The sequence below is a fragment of the Chthoniobacter sp. genome (assembly GCF_040003245.1).
Lineage (GTDB): Bacteria > Verrucomicrobiota > Verrucomicrobiia > Chthoniobacterales > Chthoniobacteraceae > Chthoniobacter.
In genome coordinates this window covers 1-24,324 of sequence record NZ_JBDUCX010000091.1, presented here as the reverse complement: position 1 = coordinate 24,324, position 24,324 = coordinate 1, and the positions used below count along the sequence as shown (strand labels likewise).

Here is a 24,324-nt window from a genome sequence, read left to right as displayed (position 1 = left end):
CAAATCATCACGATTCGTCGCGTTGGGCGATATACAAGGATGACACCGCGAGGGGGTGCACCGAAGGTCACATTCACTTAGGTTTCGCTTTCGGCGCCTCATTCGGGGGTAATCGCGCGGTTCGCCCGCCGTTGCGATGAATTTGCGTCTTCTTATCCAGTATTTTCCGTGGCTGTTGGGCTTGCGGATCCGGTTGATCGTGCTCGGGCGCGTCCTGGCGTACCCGCTGCGGTTTTTGCCGGGAAATTCGCGGACATTCGGCCCGCCGCGGAAGCTCCACTATGCGGTGCACGACGTTCCGGGGTGCAAGATGACCAAGCTGGGCGCGCAATATGCCGTGCAGCGCGTCAAGCCGGTGACGAATAGCCGGCTGGTGGAGGCGGAGTTTGGCCGTATGCCCGACCCGACGGTCGAAGAGGCCTACGTCGCCGAATTGCCAGGAGGCCGGTATTTTGGGACCGGTGGCGGCTGTCTGGTGGTGGGGGACGATGGGCTGGTCTGGACGCATTCGCCGACGAATTACACTTTCAAATTGTCGCTGCACCACGCCTTCTCGCGGCTGTGGCTGCCGAAGCCGCAGCGCTATCGCAAGGTCATCAACCTCGCGACCCGATGCGCGGAGGCGAACTATTGGCACTGGATGATGGATTGCGTTCCCCGCTGTCGGTTGCTCGCCGCCGCCGGTGTGGATACGAGCGATGCGCTGTGGTTGATCGATCACCGCCGCCTGCCCTACCAGTTGGAAACACTCCAGGCGTTCGGCATTCCAGAGGCGGCGGTGCTGGTTCCCGATGCGCGCACCCACGTGGAGGCGGAGACCATGATCGTTCCCGCATATCTGAACCCGGTCCTGACCTCGGAGACGATCACCTACTCGGGCGAGAGCCTGGAGTTCCTGCGGCAAACTTTTTTGCCGCCCGAAGGGCCGGAACCACCGCCGTCCGCCCCGCGCGCGGCGGAGCGCATTTACCTCTCCCGCGGCAAAGGCGCGCGCTCTTTTGCCAACGAGGAAGAAGTGACCGCCGTCCTCGAGCGCGAAGGCTTTTCCGTGGTCCACTGCGAGGATCTATCGGTGCACGAGCAGGCGCAAGTCTTCGCGCAGGCCCGGATAGTGGTGGCGCTGCACGGAGCGGGACTGACAAATGTCGTCTTCTGCCAGCCCGGCACCACGGTGGTGGAGATCTTCGCCCCCGATTTCATTCAGCCGTACTACTGGACCTTGTCTTGCCAGGCCCGGCTGCGTTACGCGGCCTACTGCGAGGACGAGCGCCGGATGGGAATCGAGGGATTCCGCTATCGGCGGGCGGAAGGAACCGCCGTGGACCTCCAGCAATTCAAAGAGTTCCTGCGTCCGCTTCTCACCCGGTAGATGCCACCAAAACTACCCCCGGGCTGGCTTGTCTCAGGCCTTTTGGCCGGCCTTGGTCGCCGTTAGCGCAGCGATTTTCTGTCAGTCGACTTGTCTTGTTCGACCGGAATCCTGGCCGTCTTCAATTCCACGCTCCGGCCCATCAAGGCGGCGGCGACGCCGACGACTGCTGCGGCGAGGACCGCCTGGAAGGCGGGTTGCGAGAGCAATCGGACGGCGGTGATGTTCATTGGGGTTCCTTTTTCTGGAAGAGGGCTTGCACGTCGGCCGCGTCGAGGTCGCTGAAGTCGATGCCCTTGCCAGGTTCGCGGGCGGTGGCGAAGACGATGCGGTCGGCGATGGAGCGGGCGGCGGGGTTGGCGTAGTACTTCATCGAGCCGACGGTGAGATGGGTGGGGAAGACGATCACGAGGAGCGAGTTCTCATCCACGTTCACCATCAGCGTGCTGAAATTCTCCCCTTGCTGATACATGCTCGTGAAATTGTTCTCGTTCACGAGTTGCGCCATGAACTGCACGGCGTTGTAGGCATTCGAGCCGAGGGTGGCAAAGGTCGTCGTATCGATCGACTCCGGGTTGCCGCATTGGTGGATCAAGTAGCCCGCCTTTTCCACCAGCAATGCGACGTGGGCTTCGCTCTTGGCGAGCAACTCACGCATCACGATGTTGAGGTGATCGAGGTCTTCCTGATTGAGCTGTGGGAATTGGCTCATAGTGCGAGAAAATTATTTCCGAACGCCATCGTTGAGGAATTTGTGGAGTAGCATTCGCGTGATCATGTTCAGCGTTTCGAAGACACCTTCGCATTTCGCCGCGGAGGCCTCGAAGGATGGAACCTGAACTTCACGGTTGTTCAGGACGAAATCGAGGTATTCCACGGGCGCAACTTCCGGCATGTCGCGCTTGTTGTACTGCATCACGTAAGGGATGTCGTTGAGATTCAGATTGAGGGTCTTCAAATTGTCCTCGAGATGTTTGAAGGTCTCGATGTTTTCTTCCATCTTGTCGTACTGCGAATCCGCCACGAAGACGATCCCATCCACGCCGCGCAAGACGATTTGCCGGGTGGCATTGTAGATGACCTGGCCGGGGACGGTGAAGAGGGCAAACTTCGTCTTGAAGCCCTTGATGGCCACGGCCTCGAGGGGAAAGAAATCGAAGAAGAGGGTGCGGTCGCTGCTCGTGGCGAGCGAAGTCATTTTGCCTTTCGCCGTGGAGGCGGGCACTTGCACGTTGGAGTGGACCTGCTCGAGGTTGGTCGTTTTCCCGCTCTTGGCTGGACCGTAATACACGATCTTTACCTGGAGCTCCTTGGTGGCTTGGTTGATGATGGCCATGATGTTCTTGAGTTATTTGTGCGTCTGGCGCGCGAGTTCCTCGGTGATGAGGTGGAGTTCATGCCAGGGCAGCGCCTCGCCCGCCTTGCCGAGGACGGCAAAGTAGATGTAGCCCAGCCGATAGATCTGACAATGCGCACCGTGGGTGGTGAACAAGAGGTCGTCCACATCGCCGAGCTTCATTTCGCCCGCATATTGGTTCAAGCGGGCAAAGATCTGGGGCAGGAAAGCCGCCACCACTTCGCTCTTCACGCCTTCGGGCAGGGACGCCGCGACGGGCAATCCTTCCTGAAGGGCGACGATCGCGCCGGCGACACCGGGCAACGTGACGATGCCGGCGACGAGCTCGGCGGGCGTCCAATTCTGCTTGTGCGGCTGCTGGAAAAGTTCACCCACGGTCTCCGCGATCTTCTGGGGTGCTGGAGCCGCTGCGGGCTCGGCTTCGGCCTCGGCCTCGGCGGCTGGCTCCTCGGGCACGGGCTCGGCGATGGGTTCCGCGGTAGCTTCGGCGGCGGGTTCAGCAGCAGGCTCGGTAACGGATTCGGCAGCGGGCTCGGCAGCGGGCTCGGCGACCGGTTCAACCGCAGGCTCGGGGGCAGGCGCGATCTCGGCCGCGGGAGGAGGCTCGACCGGTGGCCGGCCATCGCTGAACAGAGCAGGAATGTTCTCGTCCAGCGCGAAGTTCTTGCGCTCGGAACCCGGCTTTCTCGAGGCGGCGAGGAAGAGGGGGGCCACCACTTTGAGGGGCAATTGCAGCACCGTGTCGCCCGCCACCGCGCTGGGCGCCGTGGATTCCGGTTCGAGCCAGGAGTGAATCTGCTTCCAGGAGAAACTCACGCGGCCTTTGGAGAGGCCGGCCGAAACTTCGTCCGCCGGCAGCACCACTTGTGTGGCCGGGTCGAGAGCGGCAATTTCCGTCTGCACGGCTTCCGGCCAGCCGGCGGCCAGGGAAGCGAGGGAGAGCGAGAGCGTGGCGCCTGCGGGCTTGGGAACAGCGGCGATCGGCGCGGGAGCGACGGGTGCGGCGGGAGTGACAGGTGCGGGTGCGGCGACCCGTGGAGCGGCGGGCGCTGTGGGTGCCGCGGGGATCCGGGCCGGGAGAGGGGTGGCTGCCGGTGCGGGGATCTTGAAGTCGGATGGGGGCGCGATCGCTCGCGGCATCGTGTCATGGGGATCCTCCGGCGCTGCGGCCTCCGCAGCCGCGCCATTATTATACTGCGCGCGGAGCCCGTCGTCCATTTTCAAGACGCGCGGTGCATCCGGGGCGGGTGCGGCATCGGGTGTCGCATCGGATGAGAGATCGAGCACACTCGGCGCGTTGAGGTTCACTTCGGAAACCGCGTCGTCGGGCGCGACGGCATAGGGATTGGCGGCGTCTCCGAAAAGATTGAAGCCATTGTCGGGCACGTCCACGGGACGTTGATCGGCCCGGCGCCGGAAGGCCTCGGGCCGGACGTGGCGGAAGATTTCGGTCAGTGGCACATCGACGCTGCGTTTGTCGCCGGGAGGCAGCGGCTTGATGAGGCCGTGGGCCTGGCGGTGCAGGCTGGCGAGCGACATCTTCACCACGCCGGTCGGCAATTGCTTGAGAATCGTCGGCATGGGCAGCGCCACGGTCGCGGCGGCATCCGGCTCGCCGGTGAGCAGAAGTTTGAGTTCGTCGGGAAACCGCGCCACGATCGCCGCGAGGGAGAGATGGGCGACTTCGATCGTCGGCATCGGCGTGCTGGGAGCGGCCGGCACGACCACATGGACAGGCACGATGGCTTTGGGCTCAGTTTTGCCGAAGATTTTTTTGAAGATCGAAAGCATGTGTCCGGTCGGGGTGCGGTGCTCTTGGCTAGCAACCCTGATGCCATTGTGTCGAACGTCTGAAAAAATCTTTTGCTCTCTCTGTCACTTGGCGCGTGACGTGCTGAGAAAGCGAGACGAAAATCCGGTCTTTTTCCCACCCCCCTCCCCGCCAACCCTTTTAAACACTAGCTTTCCCGCCCATGCCCGCACGGCAGAAAATCCTGATTCTCGACGACGAGCACGACATCCTGGAAATCTATCAGGAGATTCTCGCGCGTCTACCCAGCCAGCCCGAAATCCACACCGCCGACGCCGGCGCCAAGGCGATTGCGCTGCTCGAAAGCGAGCCCTTCAACCTGCTCCTCGTCGATCTGCGCATGCCGACGATGGACGGCTTTCAAGTGCTCGCCATTGTGCGGCGCAAATTCCCCACGCTGCGCGTCGTCGTCATGACCGCGGCGGAGGACGAGCAATTCCGGGCCCGCGCTTACGCCATGGGCATCGACCTGTATCTCGAAAAACCGAAGACCGGCAAAGAGATCATCAATTTCGTCGATTGCATCGAGTCGATGCTGGAGAAGGAAGACACCGGCGGCTTCCGCGGCGTGCAGAGCAAGACGCTCGTCGATATCGTGCAGCTCGAGTGCCTCACGCAAAGCTCGGCGATCCTGAAGATCGCCAGCGCCACCGGCGAGGGCCGCATCTGGATCATGCGCGGGGAGATCATCGACGCGTCGAGCGGCGAATTGCTGGGCAAGGAAGCATTTCTCGAGATGCTGCGCTGGAAGGCCGGCAGTTTTGAGATTTTGCCGAATGACACGCCGCGCCCACGCACCATTTTCTCCTCCTACGAGAACCTGTTGATGGAGACGGCGCAGAGCCTCGATGAATCCAAGGCCGAGGATGTGACGACCGAGGATCCCAACTCGCTGGCTTCCTTCTCGCGCTACAAAGGTGTGCAGTTTGTCATCGCGGTGGAAGGCGAGGACAAGACGAAGTACGAGCATTGGGCCGCGGAAAATCCCGATCGCATGGCCGCCTGGATCCACCAGACCACCCGCGCGCTGCGCGTCCTGGGCGACAAGCTCGAGGCCGGCCACCTGGAGCAGATCGAGGCGCTCGGCCCGCAACGGCACGTCGGCATTCTCTCCAGCGATGAACAAGACCTCGGCGTAGGCTTTACGCGTTCCGCAACCCTGCCGCATATTCGCGAAACCATGAAACAGATCGAAGCGAAATGGGCCTCCTGAAACCGTTCTCCCGCCAGCAAAAGACCCTGCGGCCGGAACGGCTGCCCAGTGGTTGCTTCACCATCCATCGCGCCGGCGGGCTCGTGGCGTCCACCCTGCCCTCAAATTATTCCGAGGACACCATCCTGGATATCGGCCGGCAGGTGCTGGAGATCTTCAGTTCCGCGGAGCAGGCGCAACTGGCCCTCACCGACCTGCACCTGGATTTCAGCGGCCTCAACATCACCGCGCGCGAATTGCGCGGCGGCGCGCTGATCTTTCTTCAACCGGCCACTCTTCAACTTCCCCATACGCACACGCCGCCCGCCATGCACTACAAGAATATCGAAGAATTCATTCTCCACCTCGAGAATTACATCGAGTGCTGGAAGCAGTTCAACCACTACGTCAACCTCGCCCGCGACAAGAAATTCTCGCGCGAAGACGAAGTGCAATTCCTCGAACTCAAGAGCGTGATCGCGCAGGGCCTCGAGGCCATCATCGCCTCCACGGAAAAGGGCGGCCCGAAAAAGGAAGAAGTGCATCATCTCTTCGCCCAGGCGCCCAGCCTGCGCTACCTCGCCGATGGCCCCGATGCGATCCCCGCCGTCGAAGGCGCATGGCACAAGGTCTACCTCGGTCTCCAGTCCCTGCTCGGCCAGCTCAAGGTGCAGCAAAACAAGACAGAGAAAGGCACCGGCTGGAGCCTCTTCGGCCGGACCAAGTAGCGCGAGCGGAGCTCACATAACTCCTCTTCCTCCCATGGGAGGAATGGGAATCATGGGATCCTGCTCAGCGCTTGATGCTCACCCACGTGCCCACCGGCGCTTCCTTGAAGAGCCGCCGCGCCACTTCACCCGGCAACCGGATGCACCCGTGCGAAGCCGGCCGTCCGGTCACCACGCCCTCGTGCAAGCCAAACGCCTGGCAGCTCAGCCGCATGAAAAACGGCATGCTGGCGTTGTGGTAGAGCGTGGAATGATGCTCGAGATGCTTGTCGGTGATGACGTATTCGCCGGGCTTCGTGGCGAAGCCATCGCGCCCCGTGGAAATCGTCGCCGTGAGAATGAGCTGCCCGCTGCGATAGTAGCGCGCGCGTTGTTCATCGAGCGAAACTTCGATGCGCACCTCGTCCTTGCTCGGCGCGTCGCCCAGCAGGACTTGGATGGTCTCCGGGCTGTCCGCCCAAGCGGCGAAATACAGCGCGATCAAACTCGACTTGCCACGCGAGCACGCGTTGCGATTCGCCCCGCAATCGAGCAGCAGCTTCACCGTGTCCGCCTGCTTCATGCCGGCGGCCAGCATGAGCACATTGAGCCCCTGGGTGGTATCCAGGTAGTAGCGCATGAAATTATTGCCGACCCATTCGCGGAAAGCGATGTCGCCTGGCTGGTCCAGCACGGTGTTCGGATCAGCGCCTAGATTCAAAAGAGTCTGCACCTGCGCGGCATTGTGGCTGGCGATGGCGTAAGCCAGCAACGGCTGGGCGTGCGCCGAGGCCGCGGGAGCACCGGCGAATTTTTCCATCAAGAGTGGACCGAGAATCGTGTCCTTGGCCGCCAGCGCCTTGGAAAACTCCGTGCGTGCCGCCGGGGTCCAGGTCAGCCCGCCCGGCAGGCGGCGCAGGATATCTTCGAATAAATTCCGGTCGCCCGACTCGAGCGCCGCTGCCGCCAGATCGTCGCCGCCGCGTGCCGCCACCGGCAAAGTCCGCTGATGGTCGAGCAACACCGCCACCGCTGCGGGTTGTTTCGTCGCCACGGCGTATCCCAAGGCAAGCCGGCCTTTGCTATCCGCCGCGTCCACCGGCGCGCCGGCGGCGAGCAGCTTTTCAATCGTCGGCCCATGCCCACCGATGGCCGCCGCCATGAGCGGCGTCATTCCCTTTTCGTCGGCGATGCGTGGGTCGGCGCCGGCTTTGAGCAATTGCGCCACGAGCTCCCAGTTATGGGCCTGCGCGGCGGCGAGGAGCGGCGTTTTGCCCTGCTCACCCGCGCCATTCACATTGCAGCCCGTAGTGAGCAAAAGTTGGATTAATTGCGGATGGCCCGCCGTGATCGCCTGCACGAGAACCGCGGATGGCGGCAAATCGAGGGTGCGCAGTTGCGCCATCACGAAGTCCTTCGCCGAGGCGTCCTCATTGGTGAGTGCAATGCGAAACAGATCCCGCCCTTCCGCCGCGCGCATCTTGAATGCCGGCGCTGAAGCCGTGGCCTCCGATTCATCCTCCGCCATCGCGACAGGCGCGAACGCCACCGCAGCGCAAAGCGCGGAAATGGTCTTTAACCCAAAAAGACGGAGGGCATCTTGCATAGAGAGCGAGTCAACAAAGCGAAAACTATACCGGACGTGGCAAGATGCGTATTATCCCTCAAATTTTCGCCGATTCAAGTCTGCTCGTCACGCGGCCCCCGCTTTAGAGAAGAGATTCCCCGGTCGCGACCGTGGCGAAGCGGCTTTCGTGGTCGAGCAGCCATTGCTTGCGCGGCAGGCCTCCGCCAAAACCGGTGAGCGTGCCGTTGGCGCCGATGACGCGGTGGCAGGGCACGACGATCGGGATGGGGTTCGAGCCATTCGCCGCTCCCACAGCGCGGCTGGCGGCTGGCCGGCCCAGGCGGGCGGCCAGTTGGCCGTAGCTGATCGTGGTGCCAGCGGGGATGGACCGCAGAGCCCGCCAGACTTCGCGCTGGAAGGGGGTGCCGCCGGTCGCCGTCCGCACGGCGTTGACCGCCTCGAGGTCGCCCTCGAAATAGGCTGTGAGAGCCTTTTTGAGCGAGGCGGGTGCGGGGCCCTCGGTGAGAGTATAATCGCCGTAGTGCGCGTGGAGCAGGCGGTGCATGCGCGTCTCGTAATCGGCAAATTCCAAGGCGCGAAGGTGGCCCTCGTCATCGGTGACGAGGAGGAGTGGAGAGATGGGCGCGGCCCAGCGTTCAAGCTGCAAGTGCATGGTGGGTTTCCTTTCGGGATGGTGAGGTTTTTGGAAGATCGGCGTCCGACGTCCAAAGGTGCAGAACGGCATACGCGCGCCACGGACGCCAGCGTTCGGCGTGGGCCAGCAATGCGGTGGCAGTAGGGCGCGTTCCGTGCGGGGCAAACAGCCTTTGCACGGCGACGTCGCCGGCGAGGAAGGCATCGCTCTCGCCGAGGGCGCGCATGGCGATGTATTGCGCGGTCCATTCGCCGATGCCCGGGAGCTGTCGAAGACGACCCACAGCCTCGGCGAGATCACGCCGCGGATCGAACAGGCGCGGATCGGCGATGACCGCTGCCGCCACGCCAGCCAGGGCGGCGGCGCGAGCGCGCGGCATCCCCATTTTGGCCAGGGCATCGGCGTCGAACCGTTGCGGCGACGGGAAAGAATGGGTCAATCCCGCGACAGCCATGCTGCCGGTGACTGGGGTGCCGATGGCGGCCACGATGCGACCAGCCAGCCGGATGGCCGCTGTCACCGTAATCTGCTGGCCCAGCACCGCGCGCACCGCGACCTCAAAGCCATCCCACGCGCCGGGCACGCGCAGTCCAGGCCGGGCGGCGACGAGCGGCGCCAGCACCGGATCCGCTGACAGCGCCCCGACGATGCCCCCGGGATCGGCACTGAGATCAAACATGCGGCGGAGGCGCGCGATGATTACCGACAACGCATCCAGACGCGGAAAGCGGACCGCCACGCGCAAGGCCGACTGATCCGGCGCATGGGTCACGGTGATCGAACCCGTGACCCCGCGCAGTTCGATGACGCGGCTGTAGCTGTCCTGTGTCACCACCTCCAGGCCGGTGATCGCGCGCTTTTCCAGGAAACGGAGCATGGCGTCCCAATCGTAAGGAGGCCGATACGGCAGCAGGAGGGAGATCTCGGGAGATGGCGAGGTCGTCGCCGCGCGCCGCCGCAGTTCGCTCGGCGGCCGGTGATAGAGGCCCTGGAATGTCTCGTTGAATCGCCGCACGCTGCCGAAGCCGCTGCCGAGCGCCACCTCGATCATGGAGAGATCGGTCTGGTGGAGCAGTTGTTTGGCCAGCAAGACCCGCCGCGTCTGCGCGACCGTGACCGGCGCCGCGCCGATATGCTGACGGAACAGACGGCGCAACTGGCGTTCGCCAATTTCCAGCCGCGCCGCGAGCGACTCGACATCCCCTTCGTCGAGCGCGCCGCCCTCGATCATCTTCAGCGCCCGCGACACCGTCGCCGAGGTGCCGCGCCAGGCATCGAGATCGGGCGAACTCTCCGGCCGGCAACGCAAGCACGGCCGAAAACCAGCCGCCTGCGCCGCCGCTGCAGTAGGAACAAAGGTGCAGTTCTCGAGTTTGGGTGGCCGGGCTGGGCAGATCGGCCGGCAGTAGATCCCCGTCGTTTTCACGCAGGTGAAAAAGCGCCCGTCATAGCGGACATCCCGCGCCTGCACAGCGCGGTAGCAAACTGAGGAATGCAGCTTCATGCCCGCAGGCTAGAGCGGACTGATGGCGGTGTCTGGCGGTTTTCGGACCTCAATGAAAAATAAGGCGAGGAAGGGCGGCACACTTGCATGGCATTGTTTCCTAGCGTGCTCGGAACGCGCGATCCGCCTACGCAACGCCTCAGCGCCTATCTAGATCGAACTGTTCCAGTGCCCAGCAAGCAGACCATCACAAGACGTCATTTGATCGTTCCAGGAATATCCATGACGAAGAGAAAGATCAGCCCGAGAACTCCGCCGGCCACCATGAGACAGTAGAAGAGGCGAATTGTCGCCGGGCTTTGCGAAGGGCCGCGGAGCAGCCCCGGATGCTCGATCAGGAACTCTGCGCCGCGGCGGGCAAATAGCCAATAGAAGCCGAGAATCCATTCGACCGCGATCACCGCGAACCAGCCAACCACAAAAGGGTTACCGTCGCGCGGCCGGAAATAGGAAAAGATGCTGGGGACGCCGCCCCATTCGATGCCGATCCCCATCACGATCCAGGGCAGGCTCCACCAAAACAAGAAGCCTTTGAAAAGCCGTTGATAGCCGCCGGCCAGTTCCGGCTTCTGGAGAATATAGGTTCGAGCGCGAGCCCGCAGAGCGAAGGCGTTGAAGACGTTGAAGGCGATGGCGATGAGCCAGCCGTGACGGAAGAGCGGAGAGTCGTTCATTGGACGCGGCTTTTGGTGCCTAACACCCGCAAGTATTGTGGATGCGGAACCAAAGGCGGTGTTTGGTTGGGAGTTGCTGCCAACTGGTCGTTCACGCCTCCGTCTCGGAATGCAGCGCGATGCAATTGCCCTCAGAGTCCAGCACTTCGGCGCGGAAACCATATTGGCCGATGGAGTGAATGTCTGTCTGCACCGTACCGCCGTGGGCGCGGACTGCGGCCACGGCGTCCTTGAGGCGGCCGTTGACGCTCAAATAAATCATCACGCCGTCGGCGGAAGGCTTGAAGTCCTTCACGACGCAAAGAGAACCCATGAATCCGCCATCGGCAGTGGGCAGCCAGCCGAGGGGCACGTCGCCGGTCACATCTTTCTTTACGGGCGCGCCGAGCACCGCGGAGTAAAACTGAATGGCGCGGTCGAGATCGAGGGCGGGGATGTCGAACCAGACGACGTTGGGTTTCATGGAACGTTCTTACAGCGCGGGCAATAAGCCTGAGAGCGTGGAACAGCCGGAGGCATTCAGTTCGTCAGGCGAGTGCGAAGATCGGCGATGGACGCCGTCCAATCCGAATCGTCCTCCCAAAGCTCGAGTAGTTCGGACGGCTGCCGCAAAATCCGGTCGAGCGCGAACAATGCCTTCTGCACGATGGCGGGTGGCGGTTGAATCGGATGCGTCTCCACCCACTTCACGATTTTTTCCGTGTAGGCGTTCACCGGGGTTGATTTGCCGCGCAGCCACGCGGTTACCTCGGCTGCGGCGATGGCCTCCTCCGCTTCCGGGCACTCTATGTAGTCATCGCCGGCGTCGACGATCTTTTGGAGTGTTGCGTCGATAAAGGAGAGGTCATTGCACTTCTCAAGATCGTATGCCCAATCGTTAGCAGTGTCGTTGCCGAAGCTGGTTGCGTCCCAGGCGCCCATAGTTGGTTGGTGGTTGAGGTTGAGGACTGTCGTGAAAACGGAAAGGAGTCAGCGGGCTTCCGGATGCTGGCTGCGATAGACGCGCAGCAGTTCGGTGACCAGAATGCCGTCGATGCGCATGCTGTCGTAGCGGGCGTCTTCGATGGTCATGCCGGAACAGTTGGCGTTGCGAATGATGGCACCGGTCAGGTTGACATCCTCGAAGAGCGCTCCGGTGAGATTGACATCGATGAAGTGACCACCGGCGAGGTTGACATCGTGAAACTGCGCGGCGCTCAGGTTCGTGTTGATAAACTCGGCGTCGGTGAGGTCGGCGTTTTCGGTCCGGGAGTGCATGGTGCGTAATTACCGATTGCTTGGAAAGAGGATCGGTCGCCAAGGGCAAATAGCGCAATGAAATTGGGAAATAAACCACGGATGACACGGATGGGCGCGGATTACAGAAAGGAGGGGCCTTTCATCCGTGCCCATCCGCGTAATCCGTGGTCAAAACTCCATCCTGCGGATGTTCGGTAGACCCTGTTGCAGAACGGTGCTGGATCAGGCCGTGTTCACAAATGGCGCGCGGCGATCACGAGTGAAGGGCGCGTATCCTCACCCGTCGGGGGTGAATTCTGCACCTGCGACCCCTGTTTTGAGGTGAGCCGAGTTGATTTTCCACAATGGAGCCAATGGAACCAATGGAGCGATGCACTTTTCCCGCCGGGTTATGGCATCCTGTCGCGCATGAACTTCATCTCGATTCCTCCACCCAAACGGGTGAAAAGCACCTGGCTGTCTCGACCCTCCGCGTCCAGCCGCAGCCCGCCACTCAAAAGGCTGCCGGCAGGGTTGCGGGAAGCGGCCAGTCCAGAGTAATCGTGCCTGGTCGTGCCTAATCGTGCCTCCTTTTTTTCGCGGCGCTTCGTGGCTATCGGGGAGTACGGAATGTCGCGGCGAAGGGAGGAGGAGGGCGCGGGCGGATTTAAGGTGCCTTAAGCCCTCTTAAGCCGATTTAAGGTGCGAGTTTTTTTTGGAGGCCTGGAGAAGGCCTAGTAAAGCTCGCTGGCGTTGGCGAATTTCTTGATGACTGGATCGTGGCGGGTGGGCTCGAGATACTTGATGGCCAGCTTGAAGATAGGATTGAGGAACGCCCAATTGTGCCGGGCGTAGAGGTCCAGCGGGGACAGGGCCATCTTCAGGTGCAGCTTGGGATCGTAGTTCAGCGGGCCAGTGTGGTAAGCCTTGATTCCATTTTGCAGACCCCAGGTGATCACGTCGTGCCACGTGCGGAAGTAGAGGGATAACTCCAGTGCCAGCGGATATTCCAACCCCAAGGCAACATCGTGAAGGATGCCTTCGTGGACCATGCAGAGGCTGAACGCGATGATCCGCCCGTTCTGCCGCCAGATAAAGTAACGCGCGCGATCCGGCATGCGCTGGCCGATCAAGCGGAAGTACTCGGGGGTGAGCTTTTCGAAATTGAAATCGGACCGCTCGTAGGTCTGCAAGTAGAGCGGGAAGAGATCGTCGACTAACGCCGAGGCATCGGTCAGTACTTCCATGGTGAGCGGCGGTCCTTCCTCGGAGGCGCGCAGTTTGCGCCGGAGATTTTTCCGAAACACTTTGCTGAGCCGCTCCATCAAGTATTCCTCGAAGTCCTTGAAATCGAGTTCCAGCCGGGCGGCGGGCATGCTCGGCGCGCGCTGGTAACCATGGCTCGAGAAAACCGCGAGCGCGGGCCGATAGCTGGACGGAAAATCCTTGAGGAGAATGAGCGAGGCCCTGGCCTGGCGACGATAGGCTTCCGTCACGTCGAGCAACGCTCGCGGCAGCCACGGCTGGTCGTGGTCGAGCTCTCCCTCGCTGGTCGCGCAACCGATCATCATCATCCGTAGCTTCAGGAAGCCGGGCCACGCCTTGCGGATGCCGTTGAAAAGCGAGCGCACGCTTTGCGGGAGACCGGCGAGCAAGTCTTGCTGCACAAAGAACAGCGGCTGGATCGCCCACCCGCCGGAAGCCTCGTCGTGGAGGACGAAGTAGCGATATTCAAATTGATCGGGCAGGCCGGTTTCGGTGACCTCGTAATAACGAAGATCCCGGCAGCGGCTCGCGAAGGCGGCGCTGCGCAAATGCGGCGGAATGCTTTCGACCGAGGCGACCACCCACGCCGGTCCCACCGCTGTCCGCAACGGCATCGCGTCTGGTCCAAAGCCAAGGCTCGGGATTTCGGTCATTCCGCTCCGGGCCGAGTCTAAAAGGCCGCCCGCAGGACCACGCCGCCGTACGGCGGGATGTCGTTGCCGCTGGTGCGGATGTTGGCGCGATGAAAATCGAATTCCTGCACCGGCACGACGCCGGCTTCCAGCTCGAGCGTCACTTCCGGGCTGATCTTCCATGTCGCCCCGCCGCCGATACGGATCTGCGTGTAGTCGACCCACGCGTCGTTGAGCTTGGTGAGTCCGTGGGCCGTACCGAAGTCGGAGTCCACGCGGTAGGTGTTGCTCTGCACGTCGCCGCCGGCGTAGAGGAGGACCGATTTGTTGAGCGTGTACTCGATGCGCGGCGTGGGCAGGATGAAATCGAGCACCACGTCGGCATTGTATTTGTAGCGGAAGCCGATGCCGGGCAGCACCGGGTACTTGCGCTCCACATCGATACTCAAGCCCGCGACGAGCTGCAGATCGGAGCTCACGAAATAAGAAGCGCCGACAACGAACGGGGCATCGAAATTCCCGGCCCGCAATTTCGTGCTGCCGCCATAATAACCGGGCTGCACTTCCAGGCGGATGATCCACGCGTCGCCGAGCTGAAGGTCCGTGCCAATCACGAGACTGGCCGCCTGGAGCTTGCTGGGCAACGCGAGGTCGCTGGGCACGCCGAAGTTGTAACGCTGCAGCTCGAAACCAAAGCGCACGAGAAAGCCCTCGCGCGCCTTGTACGAGAGCACGTTGCGCGACCCCAGGTTGTAGGCATCGACATCGCCCGAATGCGCCCGCAGTTCGAAGTTGGACGTGCCGACGATGGCGAAACTGAAATCGGATTCGAACGAGAACTTTCCGTCAGCGAACACGCTGGTTTGCTTGTCCTTGTCCTGCGCGAGCGCCGTGGTGGCTGCGATGAGCGACAGCAGCGCCACGGCGCCCGACTTCCACACGGTGGGAAGCGCGCGGCGACAGCGAGCCAGCTTTCTATTCACGAACGACGGCATAAGACTCGGTAAATCAAGGGTTTTGCCCCGCATCCTTCAAGAGACTTTCGATGCTTTTTTTCGTTTCCCGCATCATCGCGGTGCTCGAACCCATGCGTTCGACGCCATGCAGCGTGGCCAGCTCGGCCGCGGAAATGAGGTCAGTCCGCCAGACCAGCGTGCAATCCTTGCCGCCGATTTTCACCGGCCACATCTGGTAGAAGGTGAGCAGCGCATAATAGCCGCCGCTGGCGTAAAACTGGCCATCCACCACCTGGCAGGTGTCACCGCTGGTGCGCACGAAGAGCGCGCCCAGGTTGACTGCGGCCAGCCCCTCGACGTCGAACATTTCCCAATACGCCGACTGCGGCTGCGCCGTCTTGCTCCCCGTGAGCGGGTTGGCCTCGATCAAGGCGCCAAACTGGCTGCGCACCTTGGGGGCGTCCTTCAGGAGATGGGCGATTTCGTCAGAGAGGCGGATCGTTTCCCCGCTCGTTTCGTAGGGGGGCAGCCGCGAGGCGCCGCCGGAAAGAAAAGCCTGCGTCCGTTGCTGGAGGAGGCTGCTCCAGAAAGAGGCCACCTTCGGCGGCAGCGCGCCTCCCCCGGTCGCCGGAGCCGCCTGGCTGCCGAATGCCTTCACATCCGCATTGCTCATTTGGAGGGTCGTGGCGCCCGACCCGAGCTTTTGCGTGGCGGCGGCAAAGGCTTTCACCGAGGCATTACCCGGTGCGGCCGCCAGCTTCTGGTATTCCGCCAGGGTCGGTTTGGCAGAGAGTTCTCCATGCAGGTAGACCTTCAGCTCGGGATGCTTGTTGGGATTCCACTGCTCGTGCAGCTCCAGGGCCTTTGGCACCGGGGTGCGCAGGACGTAAACGCTCTCGACCGCCAGCCCGCGCGGAAAGTTCATCGCCGGCCCCCGGGCGATCTGCATCGCCCCGCCGGCCAGCTTGTCCAGGTCCACTGACTTAAAGGTGGAAACGGCGGCCAGCTCGGTCACCGGGTCGGCACCGGCGGCGGAGGCTACCGTGAGGAGGAGCGCGGCCAGGGCCACAGAGGAAAAGCGGGAAATGAGCATCAGGCGGCGCAAGGGTATCGGAAAACGCGTGGATTGAGGCGGGGACGTTAAGGTTGGTGGCGGTTTCTGGCAAGTCCACCGGCGAGGGCGACGTTTTTCTGGCTTTGCGCGGCGGGGTGCGTTACGGCTCGACCGTGACCCACTTTTCGCGGCCTGTGGCCACTGAATTCCCACTCACGAGGCCCAGTCCTCCCCCTGTTTCCTGATGCCCGAGCCCGTCATTGTCCTGGATCGACTGGCCAAGTCGTTTGCCGACACCCACGCGGTGGCTGGCGTGACCATGGCCATTCCCGCGGGCGAGATCTTCGGATTTCTCGGGGCCAACGGCGCGGGCAAGACGACGACGATCCGCATGCTCTGCGGGCTCACGAAACCGACTTCGGGCACGGGTTTCATCACCGGTCACGACATCTGGAAAGGCCGCTACGCGATCCGCTCGCGGTTTGGCTATGTGGCGCAGCGGTTCAGCCTGTATCCGGACCTCACCGTGCTGGAAAACCTGCGCTTCTTCGGCGCGGCGTATCAGGTGAGCGGGAAGCGGCTCGATGACCGCGTCGAGACGCTGCTCGATCAGTTGGACTTGCGCTCGAAAAGCCGGGCGCTGGCCGGCAGCCTTTCCGGCGGCATGCGGCAGATGCTGGCGCTTTCCTGCGCGCTCGTGCACGAGCCGGCACTGCTCTTTCTCGATGAACCGACGTCCGGTCTCGACCCGGTGCACCGGCAGCAGATTTGGGATTTGCTCTACGAGCTGAGCAGCCACGGCACCACGATCTTCGTGACCACGCACTATATGGATGAGGCGGAGCGCTGCACCGAGGTCGGCTTCCTGCACCAGGGGCGGCTGCTGGCCAAGGAGTCGCCGCTCGGGCTGAAGCAGCATTTCAAGGGGCAACTGCTGGAGATGCAGGTCGAGCCGGTGATGGAGGGGCTGGTGCAAATGCGCGGCGTGCCCGGGATACTCGGGGTCGCCTTGCGCAGTGGGCGCATTCGCATTTACTCCGCGGAATCCGAGCGGCTGGTCGCCGAATGGCAGAAGCAGTGGCCATTCCCGGGCCTCACCTGGCTCGGCCATTCCTGGGCGGCGCCGGACATGGAGGACGTCTTCAAAGCCTACTCGCAGGGCTATTCCGCCATCCTGGAGAACACCGCGCCATGAACATCGCCGCCATCTTCCGCTCCACGGCCAGCGTCGCGAAAAAGGAGTTCCTGCACATCCTGCGCGATTGGCGCGTGCTCATCCTCATCCTTTCGCTGCCGCCGGCCTTCACGCTGCTGCTCGGCCATGCCTTCGAAGAGACCGCCACCACGGACGCGCCGGCGCTGTTGCGCGATTCCGACCAAAGCGACGAGAGCCGCCAGCTGGTGGAGAAGCTGCGGGCCAACAAGACATTTGCCTGGCGCGAGTGGGTGCCGGATTCGACGGCCAATGTGAACCTACTGAAAGCGGGCGCGCTGATCGCGGTGGAAATTCCCCCGCACTGGGGAAGCAGCCTGAACAACGGCGATCCGCAGCCGCTGCACCTCACGCTCGATGGGATCGATACTAACACGGCACCGCAGTTGCGCGGGGCGATCCAGGAAGACCTCGGCCAGTTCCAGCTCGATTCGCGACAGACGCTGATCGACGACCTGCCGGATGAGGTCCTCGAAATGGGAAAAAAAATTCCCGAGCCGGTGCGCAAGCGGTTCGTCTCCGCGATGTCGCCCTGGACGGTGGAGAGCAAGATTCTCTACAACCCCGATCTCAAGTTCATCGACTTCGTCATGCCCGGAATCGTCGGGCTGATCCTGCAACTTCTTACCGTGACGCTCACGGCCTGCACGATCGCGCGCGAGCGTGAATCCGGCACGCTGGCGCAATTGCTGGTCAGCCCGCTGAGCCGCAACCAGATCGTCGCCGGCAAAGTCATCCCGCATCTCATCGTCTCCATCCTGCTGATCGCCGCTACGCTGGCCACCGGTTACTTTCACTTCCACGTTATCTACCGCTCGCCGGTGCTCACGGCGGCGCTCTGCCTCTTGTTCCTGCTCTGCTCGCTCGGCACCGGTCTGCTCATCTCCGCCTTTTGCCAGACGCAGACGCAGGCCATTCAATTTGCCGTCTTCTATCTCTTCCCGGTATTTCCGCTCTCCGGCGCGTTTGCGCCTCTCGATCAATTGCCGCCGGGCATCCGCACCCTTTCGCAGGCGTTTCCGCTCACCCACTTTTGCCACGCGTTCCGCATGGTCAGCCTCGGGCAGGTGGGCGTTGCGTCCGTGGTCGGCGACCTGGTCTTTCTCGCCGTCGGGGCAGTCGTGACCTGCTTCGGCGCCGCCCTCTTGTTGCGCCGCATTCAGGACTGACGCGGGGCAGGCGGAATTGTTCTGCTCAACCCATTGTCGGCTTGCTTTTTGATGCCCGATTTGCTACAAAAGGGGGCGGACATTGGGTGAGGGTGGAAGGGAAGTATTCTCGCGGGTCGGAGCGGACGTTCTTTGATACCTAAATCCGGATCGGCTTGATGCAAATCAGTGGCAACAAGGCGTTGGGTCGCCCTGCTAGCCTTGCTGGCGCGCAGCCTTGATTGGCCTCTGAATCGACCAGAGTAAAGCTGGAGCTGGTCAAGGCCAATCAAGCCCAGTCAAGGCTGGTAAAGGCTGGTAAAGGCTGGAAATTTTCCGCGCCCGCGCCTTCGGCGCATGCGGTGCCGAGGACGGTAATGCCATTCCATGGCATTAGTAGCTGCGTCGTGTTTACACGTCGCAGATGCCCACAGCTTGCTTCAGCGAAGCCAGGACATCCGGGCGCGCGGGGATGAACTCCTGGGCAACGTGACCGGTGTGGCCCGTCTCGACGATGGCCTTCATGATCGCGGCGTAATTGAGCTCCTGCGTTTCATCGATCTCATGCCGGCCGGGCACGCCGCCGGTGTGATAGTGGGCGAAGTACTCGTGGCTCCTCTTGATCGTGGCGATGACGTCGCCCTCCATGATCTGCATGTGATAGATATCGTAGAGGAGACGGAAATTCGACGAGCCGACTTGCTTGCAGAGCTCGATGCCCCACGCGCTCTTGTCGCACATGTAATCGGGATGATTGACGCGGCTGTTGAGGAGTTCCATGGAAAGGACGACACCCTTCTTTTCGCACAACGGCATCAGCCGCTTGAGACCTTCCGCGCAGTTTTTGAGGCCGGCCTCGTCGTCCATGCCATCGCGATTGCCCGAGAAGCAAATCAGGTTCTTGAATCCGGCATCGGCCACCGCGGCGATCTGCGGCTCGTATGCTTGCACCAGCAGGTCGTGGTGCTCCTTGCGGTTGAAAGCGCGGGGAATGGCGCCGAGGTCTTTGCCGTCCGGCCCTTTGATCGTGGGGTTGCTGGTCATCGCGCAAACCAACCCGTGCTTCTTGAGCGTCGGATAATCGGCCGGCTGAAGCAGATCAATCGACGTGAGCCCCATGTCCTTTCCCGCCGCGCAGAGATCTTCGAGGCTGGTCTTGGGATAGCACCACTTGCAGACCGAATGATGGATATGCCCTTTCATGCCGGAAACCGCGTCGGCGGCTGCGAGGCGCTGGCGCAAGGCGGCTACGGAGAGCGCGGCCAAGGCGCCGGTTTGCAGGAATGAACGGCGGGGAATGGGGGAAGTCATGGCGGAAATCATACGCGCCGACTGGTGTGATGTCATTCCGGGAATGAGCAAGGGCCGATCATTTCGCGACAAAGAGCCCTCTACCGGCCCTCCCAATGCCCCGTAATCTCAATCGGCGTACCGGTCTCGACCCAATCGAAGAACTGTTTGGCCGGATTGCCCTTGTCGAGCGGCACGCGGATGCAGCCATGCGAAGCGGGCGAGCGCGGAACGACGCCGAAGCCGTGGATGAAGACATCGCCCGTGACCTGCACACTGTAAGGCATCGGCGCGTTGTGAAAGAGCTTCGAATAGTGCATGCGCTCCTTTTCGCCGGCGCTGAATTGGCCATTGGGGGTGGACTTATCCCATTTGCCAGTGCTGATCCGGGTCTCCAGGATGAGCCGGTCGCCCTCGTAGGCGCGCAGGGTCTGCTTCGTCTTGTCGATCTCCACCCGTTTGATGGTTTCGGGACGCGCCGCGGGCTGCTGGGCGTCCGCGGCGAGCGCCGCGACAGAGAATATAAGGCACAACCGTCGGCGCATCGTTCATCTTATGAGGGCGATGATGGCCGCCGGTCGAACGAATAGTTTTCTCGAGCACCGGAACCTAGAGACGAAAGCCCCACCAGGCGATGCCTCGATGGAGCCGGCAATCGGGCTCGAACCGATGACCTGCTGATTACAAACCCCGAGGTGTCTCGGGCGTTTTTCATATCTACGGGGAAAACTACCGTCTTTGGCGTCCGTTTTCAACCCTCAAAAGCCTTCAAAATCTCGGATAATGGCAGTATTTGGCAGTGGGTGACCGCAGCAATACGCCCTTGGACGACCGCTACTTGTGCAAGCGGCCAATTCGGGCTGCAGGATCTCCGCGAAGGCCGCGCGCACACAATGGGATCAAGCTCTCGAAAAAACCACTGTTTCGACCGGGGACGGCCCTCCGGTCCACCAAATCAGAGGGCTCGCACACAGCTCGTCAGTCCGCTTTAATTCTCAGTTCGCATGACGGCACCAGGACCCAATTCAGGACTTCGAGACAACCACGCCCGCGGAATGGTCGCGGACTTTTTACGCGCGAAAATCAGGGACGGCTCGCGGCTTTCCGTCGTCTCCGCATACTTCACCATCTACGCCTACTATGCCCTCAAGGATTGCCTCAACAACGTCGACCATCTCGATTTCCTTTTCGGTGAGCCATCCTTCGTCAACCGCCTCGACCCCAGCAAGACCGAAAAGAAGGCGTTCATCATCGACGCCGGCGGGCTGGAACTCGCGAACAAGCTCCAGCAGAAACGCGTCGCCAAGGAGTGCGCAGACTGGATTGAGCGCAAGGTGGACATCAAGACCATCAAGCAATCGAACCTCCTTCACGGAAAGATGTACCACGTCGCGACCGCTGGCGTGGAGGACGCCATTCTTGGCAGCTCCAACTTCACCGTGCGCGGCCTCGGCCTTGGCGCTGCTGGGAACAACATCGAGCTGAATCTGATCGTGGACGGCAACCGCGACCGGCAGGAACTCAAGCAGTGGTTCGATGAGCTTTGGGGCAACGACGTGCTGGTCAAAGACGTAAAGCAGGATGTCCTCAACTATCTCAAGCAACTCTACGAGAACCACACGCCCGAGTTCATCTATTACAAGACGCTCTATCACATTTTCGAGAAGTTCCTCGGCGATGCGGGCAAGATGGACGCAGACCTCAGTAAAACCAGTCTCTTCGAGACCGACATCTGGAAAGCCCTCTTCGAATTCCAGAAGGATGGAGCCAAAGGTGCCATCAACAAGATTCTCCGACACAACGGCTGCATCATTGCGGACAGCGTCGGCTTGGGGAAAACCTACGAGGCGCTCGCAGTGATGAAATACTTCGAACTGAAGAACGAGCGCGTCCTCGTTCTGTGCCCGAAGAAGCTGCGCGATAACTGGACAGTCTATCGGTCGAACAGCCTCCTCAATCCGTTTGTCGATGACCGCTTCCGTTACGATGTCCTCTCGCACACCGACCTCAGCCGCGAGGCCGGCTACTCCGGCGACATCAATCTCGCGACCCTGAACTGGGGCAACTACGACCTCATCGTCATCGACGAGTCGCATAACTTCCGGAATAATACGCTTGGGAAGCGCGACGACGACGGGAACATCATTCGCAGGAGCCGCTACCAGCGACTCATGGAGGACATCATTAAATCCGGCGTGCGCACCAAGGTCCTCCTGCTCTCTGCCACGCCGGTCAACAACGACCTCAAAGACCTCCGGAATCAGCTCTACTTCCTCACCGAGAATAAGGACGACGCCTTCGCGGAATCTATCGGCGTCGGCAGTCTCAAGGAAACACTCGCCAGCGCTCAAAAAGTCTTCTCGCATTGGGCAAAGAAGCAAACTGCCGAGCGCAAGACGGGCGAACTGCTGGAGAAGCTCAGCGCAGCCTTCTTTAAGCTCCTCGATGAATTGACCATCGCCCGTTCGCGTAAACACATTCAGAAATACTACAAGGCGACCATCGCGCAACTTGGCGGATTCCCGAAGCGCGAGAAGCCGGTCTCCATCTATCCCGAGATCGACCTGCGCGGACGCTTCCTCTCCTACGACAAGCTCAACGACGAAATCGCGGGCTACAAACTCGCGCTCTTCAACCCCTCGCGGTTCGTTCTGCCAGACCACAAGGCTGACTATGAGAAGAAGGGCGCGTTTCCCTTCACGCAGGGCCAACGCGAAACTTTCCTCATCGGCATGATGAAGGTGAACTTCCTCAAGCGCCTCGAAAGCTCTGTCAAATCCTTCGAGATCACGATGGAGCGCACCATTGCCAAAATCGAGGGACTGGAAACGAAGATCAAAAACTTCCAAGCATTGCCCACGCAGAATCCCGATTCCGAGGAGCTGGAACTCGAACTCGACGACCCCGGCCACGACGAAGAGCTTGAGGACGCCATGCAAGTGGGCGGCAAACTCAAGTTCCGCTTGAATCACCTCCGGCTGAACGACGAAGACGGGAAAGAGGGATGGCTCAAGGCTCTCAAGCGCGACAAAGACCAGCTCCGCATCCTTTACAACGCCGCCCAGGACGTCACGCCCGCCACAGACGCCAAGCTCGCCGAACTCAAGAAGCTTATCGCCGCCAAGGTGGCAAAGCCCACGACGAACAAACTGGGTGAGCTGAACCGAAAGGTTCTCGTGTTCACCGCCTTCGCCGATACCGCGACCTACCTCTACGAGTCACTGCTCGATTGGGCGTGTAAGGAACTCGGCATCGACGTTGCGCTCGTCTGCGGCGGCGGTGATACCCGCACCACGTTTGGCAATGGCGCCTACGACCAGATCCTCACCAACTTCTCCCCTCGCGCCAAACACCGCGCCAAGATTCCTTCTATGCCGCAGCGTGGCGAGATCGATCTCCTCATCGCCACGGACTGCATCAGCGAAGGCCAGAACCTTCAGGACTGCGACTACCTCGTCAACTACGACATCCATTGGAATCCCGTCCGCATCATCCAGCGGTTCGGGCGCATCGACCGTATCGGTAGCGTCAGTCACACGGTGCACCTCGTGAACTTCTGGCCCACGGAAGACCTCAACAAATACATCAACCTCAAGAACCGTGTCGAAGCCCGCATGGCCCTCGTGGACCTCTCCGCCACCTTCGAGGACAACGTGCTCAAGAACGAGGAAATCGAAGACATCATCTCCGACGACCTCCGCTACCGCGATAAGCAACTCCTCCGCCTCAAGGACGAAGTCCTCGATATCGAAGACCTCGGCGACAGCGTCTCCCTTACAGAGTTCACGCTCGACGACTTCCGTCTCGAACTCCTGAAATACATCGAAGCAAACAAGCAGGCGCTCGAAGACGCGCCTTTCGGCCTCTACACCTGCGTCCCTCCGCATCCCGACTACAAGATCATCGGTCCCGGCGTCATCTTCTGCTTCCGTCTGGAGGGCCAGCGCGGTGGAGGTACTGACGCCAAGCCCGCGCCGAGCGAGTCCATCAATCCGCTCCATCCTTACTTCCTCGTTTATGTCCTCGACGACGGTAACGTCCGTTTCGGCTTCGCACACCCGAAGCAGATTCTCGACATCTACCGCGTCCTCTGCTCGGGCAATACGGAAGCGTACGGTCAGCTTTGCAATCTGTTCGACCAGCAGACCAATCACGGCAGCGACATGAAGACTTACGACCACCTGCTCAAAAAAGCCGTGGACTCTCTTGCCTCCACCTTTCGCAAACGCGCGGCTTCCGGCCTCCAATCCAGGCGCGGTTTCGTCCTACCTGATGCGAAGGAACAGGTCCACGACAAGACCGACCTCGAACTCGTCACTTGGCTCGTCATCAAAGCCCCATGAAATCCGAACTTGCCAATTTCCAGACCCTTCCCCTGAAGGACGCCGCTCGCCAGCTTCTCGCCAAGCTTGGCTACAAGAGCGACAAGTTCCTCGTTGGTGCAGGCTCCTCACCGCAGGACTTTTTTGATGACTTTGCCTCCGGTCACTCCTTCGACCAGGCCAAGGCCCTGTTCTCGGATTGGAAATCGGCCGATCTCCTCTTCCAGCTCACCGACCAGGAACTCAGCCGCGAATCCAGCCTCTTCACCGACAATTCGGTCAAAGCAGGCCTCCTCAACTCCTACGTCTTCATCGCCATCGAGCTAAAGGCACGTGACTACGCGCGCGGCAAATTCTCGGCCATCGCGCGCCAGATCAATCGCATCTTCC

At 61.4% G+C, this 24,324-nt stretch carries 23 protein-coding genes; 7 read left to right on the top strand and 16 right to left on the bottom strand.

Features of this window, described 5'->3' with window-relative positions:
- Positions 1-136: 136 nt before the first annotated feature.
- Positions 137-1,369, top strand: a complete 1,233-nt coding sequence (locus ABJF10_RS14285; protein ID WP_348545260.1) for a glycosyltransferase family 61 protein — start codon at positions 137-139, stop codon at positions 1,367-1,369.
- A 62-nt stretch (positions 1,370-1,431) separates the two neighbouring features.
- Here ABJF10_RS14285 and ABJF10_RS14280 read toward each other — a convergent pair whose 3' ends face one another.
- From ABJF10_RS14280 to ABJF10_RS14265, 4 genes are read right to left on the bottom strand one after another with little or no spacing between them, the layout of a single operon-like run.
- Positions 1,432-1,599, bottom strand: coding sequence for a hypothetical protein (locus ABJF10_RS14280; protein WP_348545259.1), 168 nt, complete (start codon positions 1,597-1,599; stop codon positions 1,432-1,434).
- Positions 1,596-2,081 (bottom strand): roadblock/LC7 domain-containing protein, encoded by a 486-nt coding sequence (locus ABJF10_RS14275; protein WP_348545258.1) that lies wholly within the window; start codon positions 2,079-2,081, stop codon positions 1,596-1,598. Before ABJF10_RS14275 ends, ABJF10_RS14280 begins: the two co-directional genes overlap by 4 nt.
- A 12-nt stretch (positions 2,082-2,093) precedes the next feature.
- Positions 2,094-2,705, bottom strand: coding sequence for an ADP-ribosylation factor-like protein (locus ABJF10_RS14270; protein ID WP_348545257.1), 612 nt, complete (start codon positions 2,703-2,705; stop codon positions 2,094-2,096).
- A 12-nt stretch (positions 2,706-2,717) separates the two neighbouring features.
- Positions 2,718-4,517 (bottom strand): roadblock/LC7 domain-containing protein, encoded by a 1,800-nt coding sequence (locus ABJF10_RS14265; RefSeq protein ID WP_348545256.1) that lies wholly within the window; start codon positions 4,515-4,517, stop codon positions 2,718-2,720.
- Between the two features lie 182 nt (positions 4,518-4,699).
- Between ABJF10_RS14265 and ABJF10_RS14260 the strand changes: the two genes are divergently transcribed.
- Positions 4,700-5,749, top strand: a complete 1,050-nt coding sequence (locus ABJF10_RS14260) for a response regulator (protein ID WP_348545255.1) — start codon at positions 4,700-4,702, stop codon at positions 5,747-5,749.
- Positions 5,737-6,456: a hypothetical protein gene (locus ABJF10_RS14255; RefSeq protein ID WP_348545254.1), complete on the top strand. Its 720-nt coding sequence runs from the start codon at positions 5,737-5,739 to the stop codon at positions 6,454-6,456. The genes ABJF10_RS14260 and ABJF10_RS14255 overlap by 13 nt, the downstream gene beginning before the upstream one ends.
- 64 nt (positions 6,457-6,520) lie before the next feature.
- Here the strand turns inward: ABJF10_RS14255 and ABJF10_RS14250 are convergent, their stop codons facing one another.
- The 10 genes from ABJF10_RS14250 to ABJF10_RS14205 form a co-directional block, all read right to left on the bottom strand.
- Positions 6,521-7,984, bottom strand: a complete 1,464-nt coding sequence (locus ABJF10_RS14250) for an ankyrin repeat domain-containing protein (RefSeq protein WP_348545253.1) — start codon at positions 7,982-7,984, stop codon at positions 6,521-6,523.
- A 160-nt stretch (positions 7,985-8,144) separates the two neighbouring features.
- Positions 8,145-8,675 carry a methylated-DNA--[protein]-cysteine S-methyltransferase gene (gene ogt, locus ABJF10_RS14245; RefSeq protein WP_348545252.1) on the bottom strand — a complete coding sequence of 177 codons (531 nt, stop codon included), beginning with the start codon at positions 8,673-8,675 and terminating at the stop codon, positions 8,145-8,147.
- Positions 8,659-10,161: an AlkA N-terminal domain-containing protein gene (locus ABJF10_RS14240; RefSeq protein ID WP_348545251.1), complete on the bottom strand. Its 1,503-nt coding sequence runs from the start codon at positions 10,159-10,161 to the stop codon at positions 8,659-8,661. Before ABJF10_RS14240 ends, ogt begins: the two co-directional genes overlap by 17 nt.
- 197 nt (positions 10,162-10,358) lie before the next feature.
- Complete coding sequence (locus ABJF10_RS14235; RefSeq protein WP_348545250.1) at positions 10,359-10,835, bottom strand: hypothetical protein; 477 nt, start codon at positions 10,833-10,835, stop codon at positions 10,359-10,361.
- A gap of 91 nt (positions 10,836-10,926) precedes the next feature.
- On the bottom strand, positions 10,927-11,298 hold the full coding sequence (locus ABJF10_RS14230; protein WP_348545249.1) for a VOC family protein: 372 nt from the start codon (positions 11,296-11,298) through the stop codon (positions 10,927-10,929).
- A 56-nt stretch (positions 11,299-11,354) separates the two neighbouring features.
- Positions 11,355-11,756 carry a DUF4259 domain-containing protein gene (locus ABJF10_RS14225; RefSeq protein ID WP_348545248.1) on the bottom strand — a complete coding sequence of 134 codons (402 nt, stop codon included), beginning with the start codon at positions 11,754-11,756 and terminating at the stop codon, positions 11,355-11,357.
- Positions 11,757-11,804: 48 nt separating this feature from the next.
- Positions 11,805-12,092 carry a pentapeptide repeat-containing protein gene (locus tag ABJF10_RS14220; RefSeq protein WP_348545247.1) on the bottom strand — a complete coding sequence of 96 codons (288 nt, stop codon included), beginning with the start codon at positions 12,090-12,092 and terminating at the stop codon, positions 11,805-11,807.
- Between the two features lie 695 nt (positions 12,093-12,787).
- Positions 12,788-13,972, bottom strand: a complete 1,185-nt coding sequence (locus ABJF10_RS14215) for a GNAT family N-acetyltransferase (RefSeq protein WP_348545246.1) — start codon at positions 13,970-13,972, stop codon at positions 12,788-12,790.
- 17 nt (positions 13,973-13,989) lie between these two features.
- Positions 13,990-14,892, bottom strand: coding sequence for a DUF6268 family outer membrane beta-barrel protein (locus ABJF10_RS14210; RefSeq protein ID WP_348545245.1), 903 nt, complete (start codon positions 14,890-14,892; stop codon positions 13,990-13,992).
- A 67-nt stretch (positions 14,893-14,959) separates the two neighbouring features.
- Positions 14,960-16,000 (bottom strand): hypothetical protein, encoded by a 1,041-nt coding sequence (locus tag ABJF10_RS14205; protein WP_348545244.1) that lies wholly within the window; start codon positions 15,998-16,000, stop codon positions 14,960-14,962.
- A gap of 205 nt (positions 16,001-16,205) precedes the next feature.
- Here ABJF10_RS14205 and ABJF10_RS14200 point away from each other — a divergent pair, with 205 nt between their 5' ends.
- Together ABJF10_RS14200 and ABJF10_RS14195 are read left to right on the top strand one after the other, a co-directional pair.
- Positions 16,206-17,156: an ABC transporter ATP-binding protein gene (locus ABJF10_RS14200; RefSeq protein ID WP_348545243.1), complete on the top strand. Its 951-nt coding sequence runs from the start codon at positions 16,206-16,208 to the stop codon at positions 17,154-17,156.
- On the top strand, positions 17,153-18,343 hold the full coding sequence (locus ABJF10_RS14195) for an ABC transporter permease (protein WP_348545242.1): 1,191 nt from the start codon (positions 17,153-17,155) through the stop codon (positions 18,341-18,343). Before ABJF10_RS14200 ends, ABJF10_RS14195 begins: the two co-directional genes overlap by 4 nt.
- Positions 18,344-18,733: 390 nt before the next feature.
- Here the strand turns inward: ABJF10_RS14195 and ABJF10_RS14190 are convergent, their stop codons facing one another.
- Positions 18,734-19,633: a TIM barrel protein gene (locus ABJF10_RS14190; protein ID WP_348545241.1), complete on the bottom strand. Its 900-nt coding sequence runs from the start codon at positions 19,631-19,633 to the stop codon at positions 18,734-18,736.
- 80 nt (positions 19,634-19,713) lie between these two features.
- Complete coding sequence (locus ABJF10_RS14185; protein WP_348545240.1) at positions 19,714-20,157, bottom strand: L,D-transpeptidase; 444 nt, start codon at positions 20,155-20,157, stop codon at positions 19,714-19,716.
- Between the two features lie 510 nt (positions 20,158-20,667).
- On the opposite strand from ABJF10_RS14185, the gene ABJF10_RS14180 reads away from it, so the two are divergent.
- Both ABJF10_RS14180 and ABJF10_RS14175 read left to right on the top strand, forming a co-directional pair.
- Positions 20,668-23,955: a helicase-related protein gene (locus tag ABJF10_RS14180; RefSeq protein ID WP_348545239.1), complete on the top strand. Its 3,288-nt coding sequence runs from the start codon at positions 20,668-20,670 to the stop codon at positions 23,953-23,955.
- The coding region (locus ABJF10_RS14175) for a hypothetical protein (RefSeq protein WP_348545238.1) at positions 23,952-24,324 on the top strand (373 nt) is incomplete at its 3' end. The genes ABJF10_RS14180 and ABJF10_RS14175, both read left to right, overlap by 4 nt.

Excerpts from the sequence above, each read along its gene's own strand:
- ABJF10_RS14285 (WP_348545260.1), top strand. The coding sequence starts at position 137 with ATGAATTTGCGTCTTCTTATCCAGTATTTTCCGTGGCTGTTGGGCTTG.
- ABJF10_RS14280 (WP_348545259.1), bottom strand. The coding sequence starts at position 1,599 with ATGAACATCACCGCCGTCCGATTGCTCTCGCAACCCGCCTTCCAGGCG.
- ABJF10_RS14275 (WP_348545258.1), bottom strand. The coding sequence starts at position 2,081 with ATGAGCCAATTCCCACAGCTCAATCAGGAAGACCTCGATCACCTCAAC.
- ABJF10_RS14270 (WP_348545257.1), bottom strand. The coding sequence starts at position 2,705 with ATGGCCATCATCAACCAAGCCACCAAGGAGCTCCAGGTAAAGATCGTG.
- ABJF10_RS14265 (WP_348545256.1), bottom strand. The coding sequence starts at position 4,517 with ATGCTTTCGATCTTCAAAAAAATCTTCGGCAAAACTGAGCCCAAAGCC.
- ABJF10_RS14260 (WP_348545255.1), top strand. The coding sequence starts at position 4,700 with ATGCCCGCACGGCAGAAAATCCTGATTCTCGACGACGAGCACGACATC.
- ABJF10_RS14255 (WP_348545254.1), top strand. The coding sequence starts at position 5,737 with ATGGGCCTCCTGAAACCGTTCTCCCGCCAGCAAAAGACCCTGCGGCCG.
- ogt (WP_348545252.1), bottom strand. The coding sequence starts at position 8,675 with ATGCACTTGCAGCTTGAACGCTGGGCCGCGCCCATCTCTCCACTCCTC.
- ABJF10_RS14240 (WP_348545251.1), bottom strand. The coding sequence starts at position 10,161 with ATGAAGCTGCATTCCTCAGTTTGCTACCGCGCTGTGCAGGCGCGGGAT.
- ABJF10_RS14235 (WP_348545250.1), bottom strand. The coding sequence starts at position 10,835 with ATGAACGACTCTCCGCTCTTCCGTCACGGCTGGCTCATCGCCATCGCC.
- ABJF10_RS14230 (WP_348545249.1), bottom strand. The coding sequence starts at position 11,298 with ATGAAACCCAACGTCGTCTGGTTCGACATCCCCGCCCTCGATCTCGAC.
- ABJF10_RS14225 (WP_348545248.1), bottom strand. The coding sequence starts at position 11,756 with ATGGGCGCCTGGGACGCAACCAGCTTCGGCAACGACACTGCTAACGAT.
- ABJF10_RS14220 (WP_348545247.1), bottom strand. The coding sequence starts at position 12,092 with ATGCACTCCCGGACCGAAAACGCCGACCTCACCGACGCCGAGTTTATC.
- ABJF10_RS14215 (WP_348545246.1), bottom strand. The coding sequence starts at position 13,972 with ATGACCGAAATCCCGAGCCTTGGCTTTGGACCAGACGCGATGCCGTTG.
- ABJF10_RS14205 (WP_348545244.1), bottom strand. The coding sequence starts at position 16,000 with ATGCTCATTTCCCGCTTTTCCTCTGTGGCCCTGGCCGCGCTCCTCCTC.
- ABJF10_RS14200 (WP_348545243.1), top strand. The coding sequence starts at position 16,206 with ATGCCCGAGCCCGTCATTGTCCTGGATCGACTGGCCAAGTCGTTTGCC.
- ABJF10_RS14195 (WP_348545242.1), top strand. The coding sequence starts at position 17,153 with ATGAACATCGCCGCCATCTTCCGCTCCACGGCCAGCGTCGCGAAAAAG.
- ABJF10_RS14190 (WP_348545241.1), bottom strand. The coding sequence starts at position 19,633 with ATGACTTCCCCCATTCCCCGCCGTTCATTCCTGCAAACCGGCGCCTTG.
- ABJF10_RS14185 (WP_348545240.1), bottom strand. The coding sequence starts at position 20,157 with ATGCGCCGACGGTTGTGCCTTATATTCTCTGTCGCGGCGCTCGCCGCG.
- ABJF10_RS14180 (WP_348545239.1), top strand. The coding sequence starts at position 20,668 with ATGGTCGCGGACTTTTTACGCGCGAAAATCAGGGACGGCTCGCGGCTT.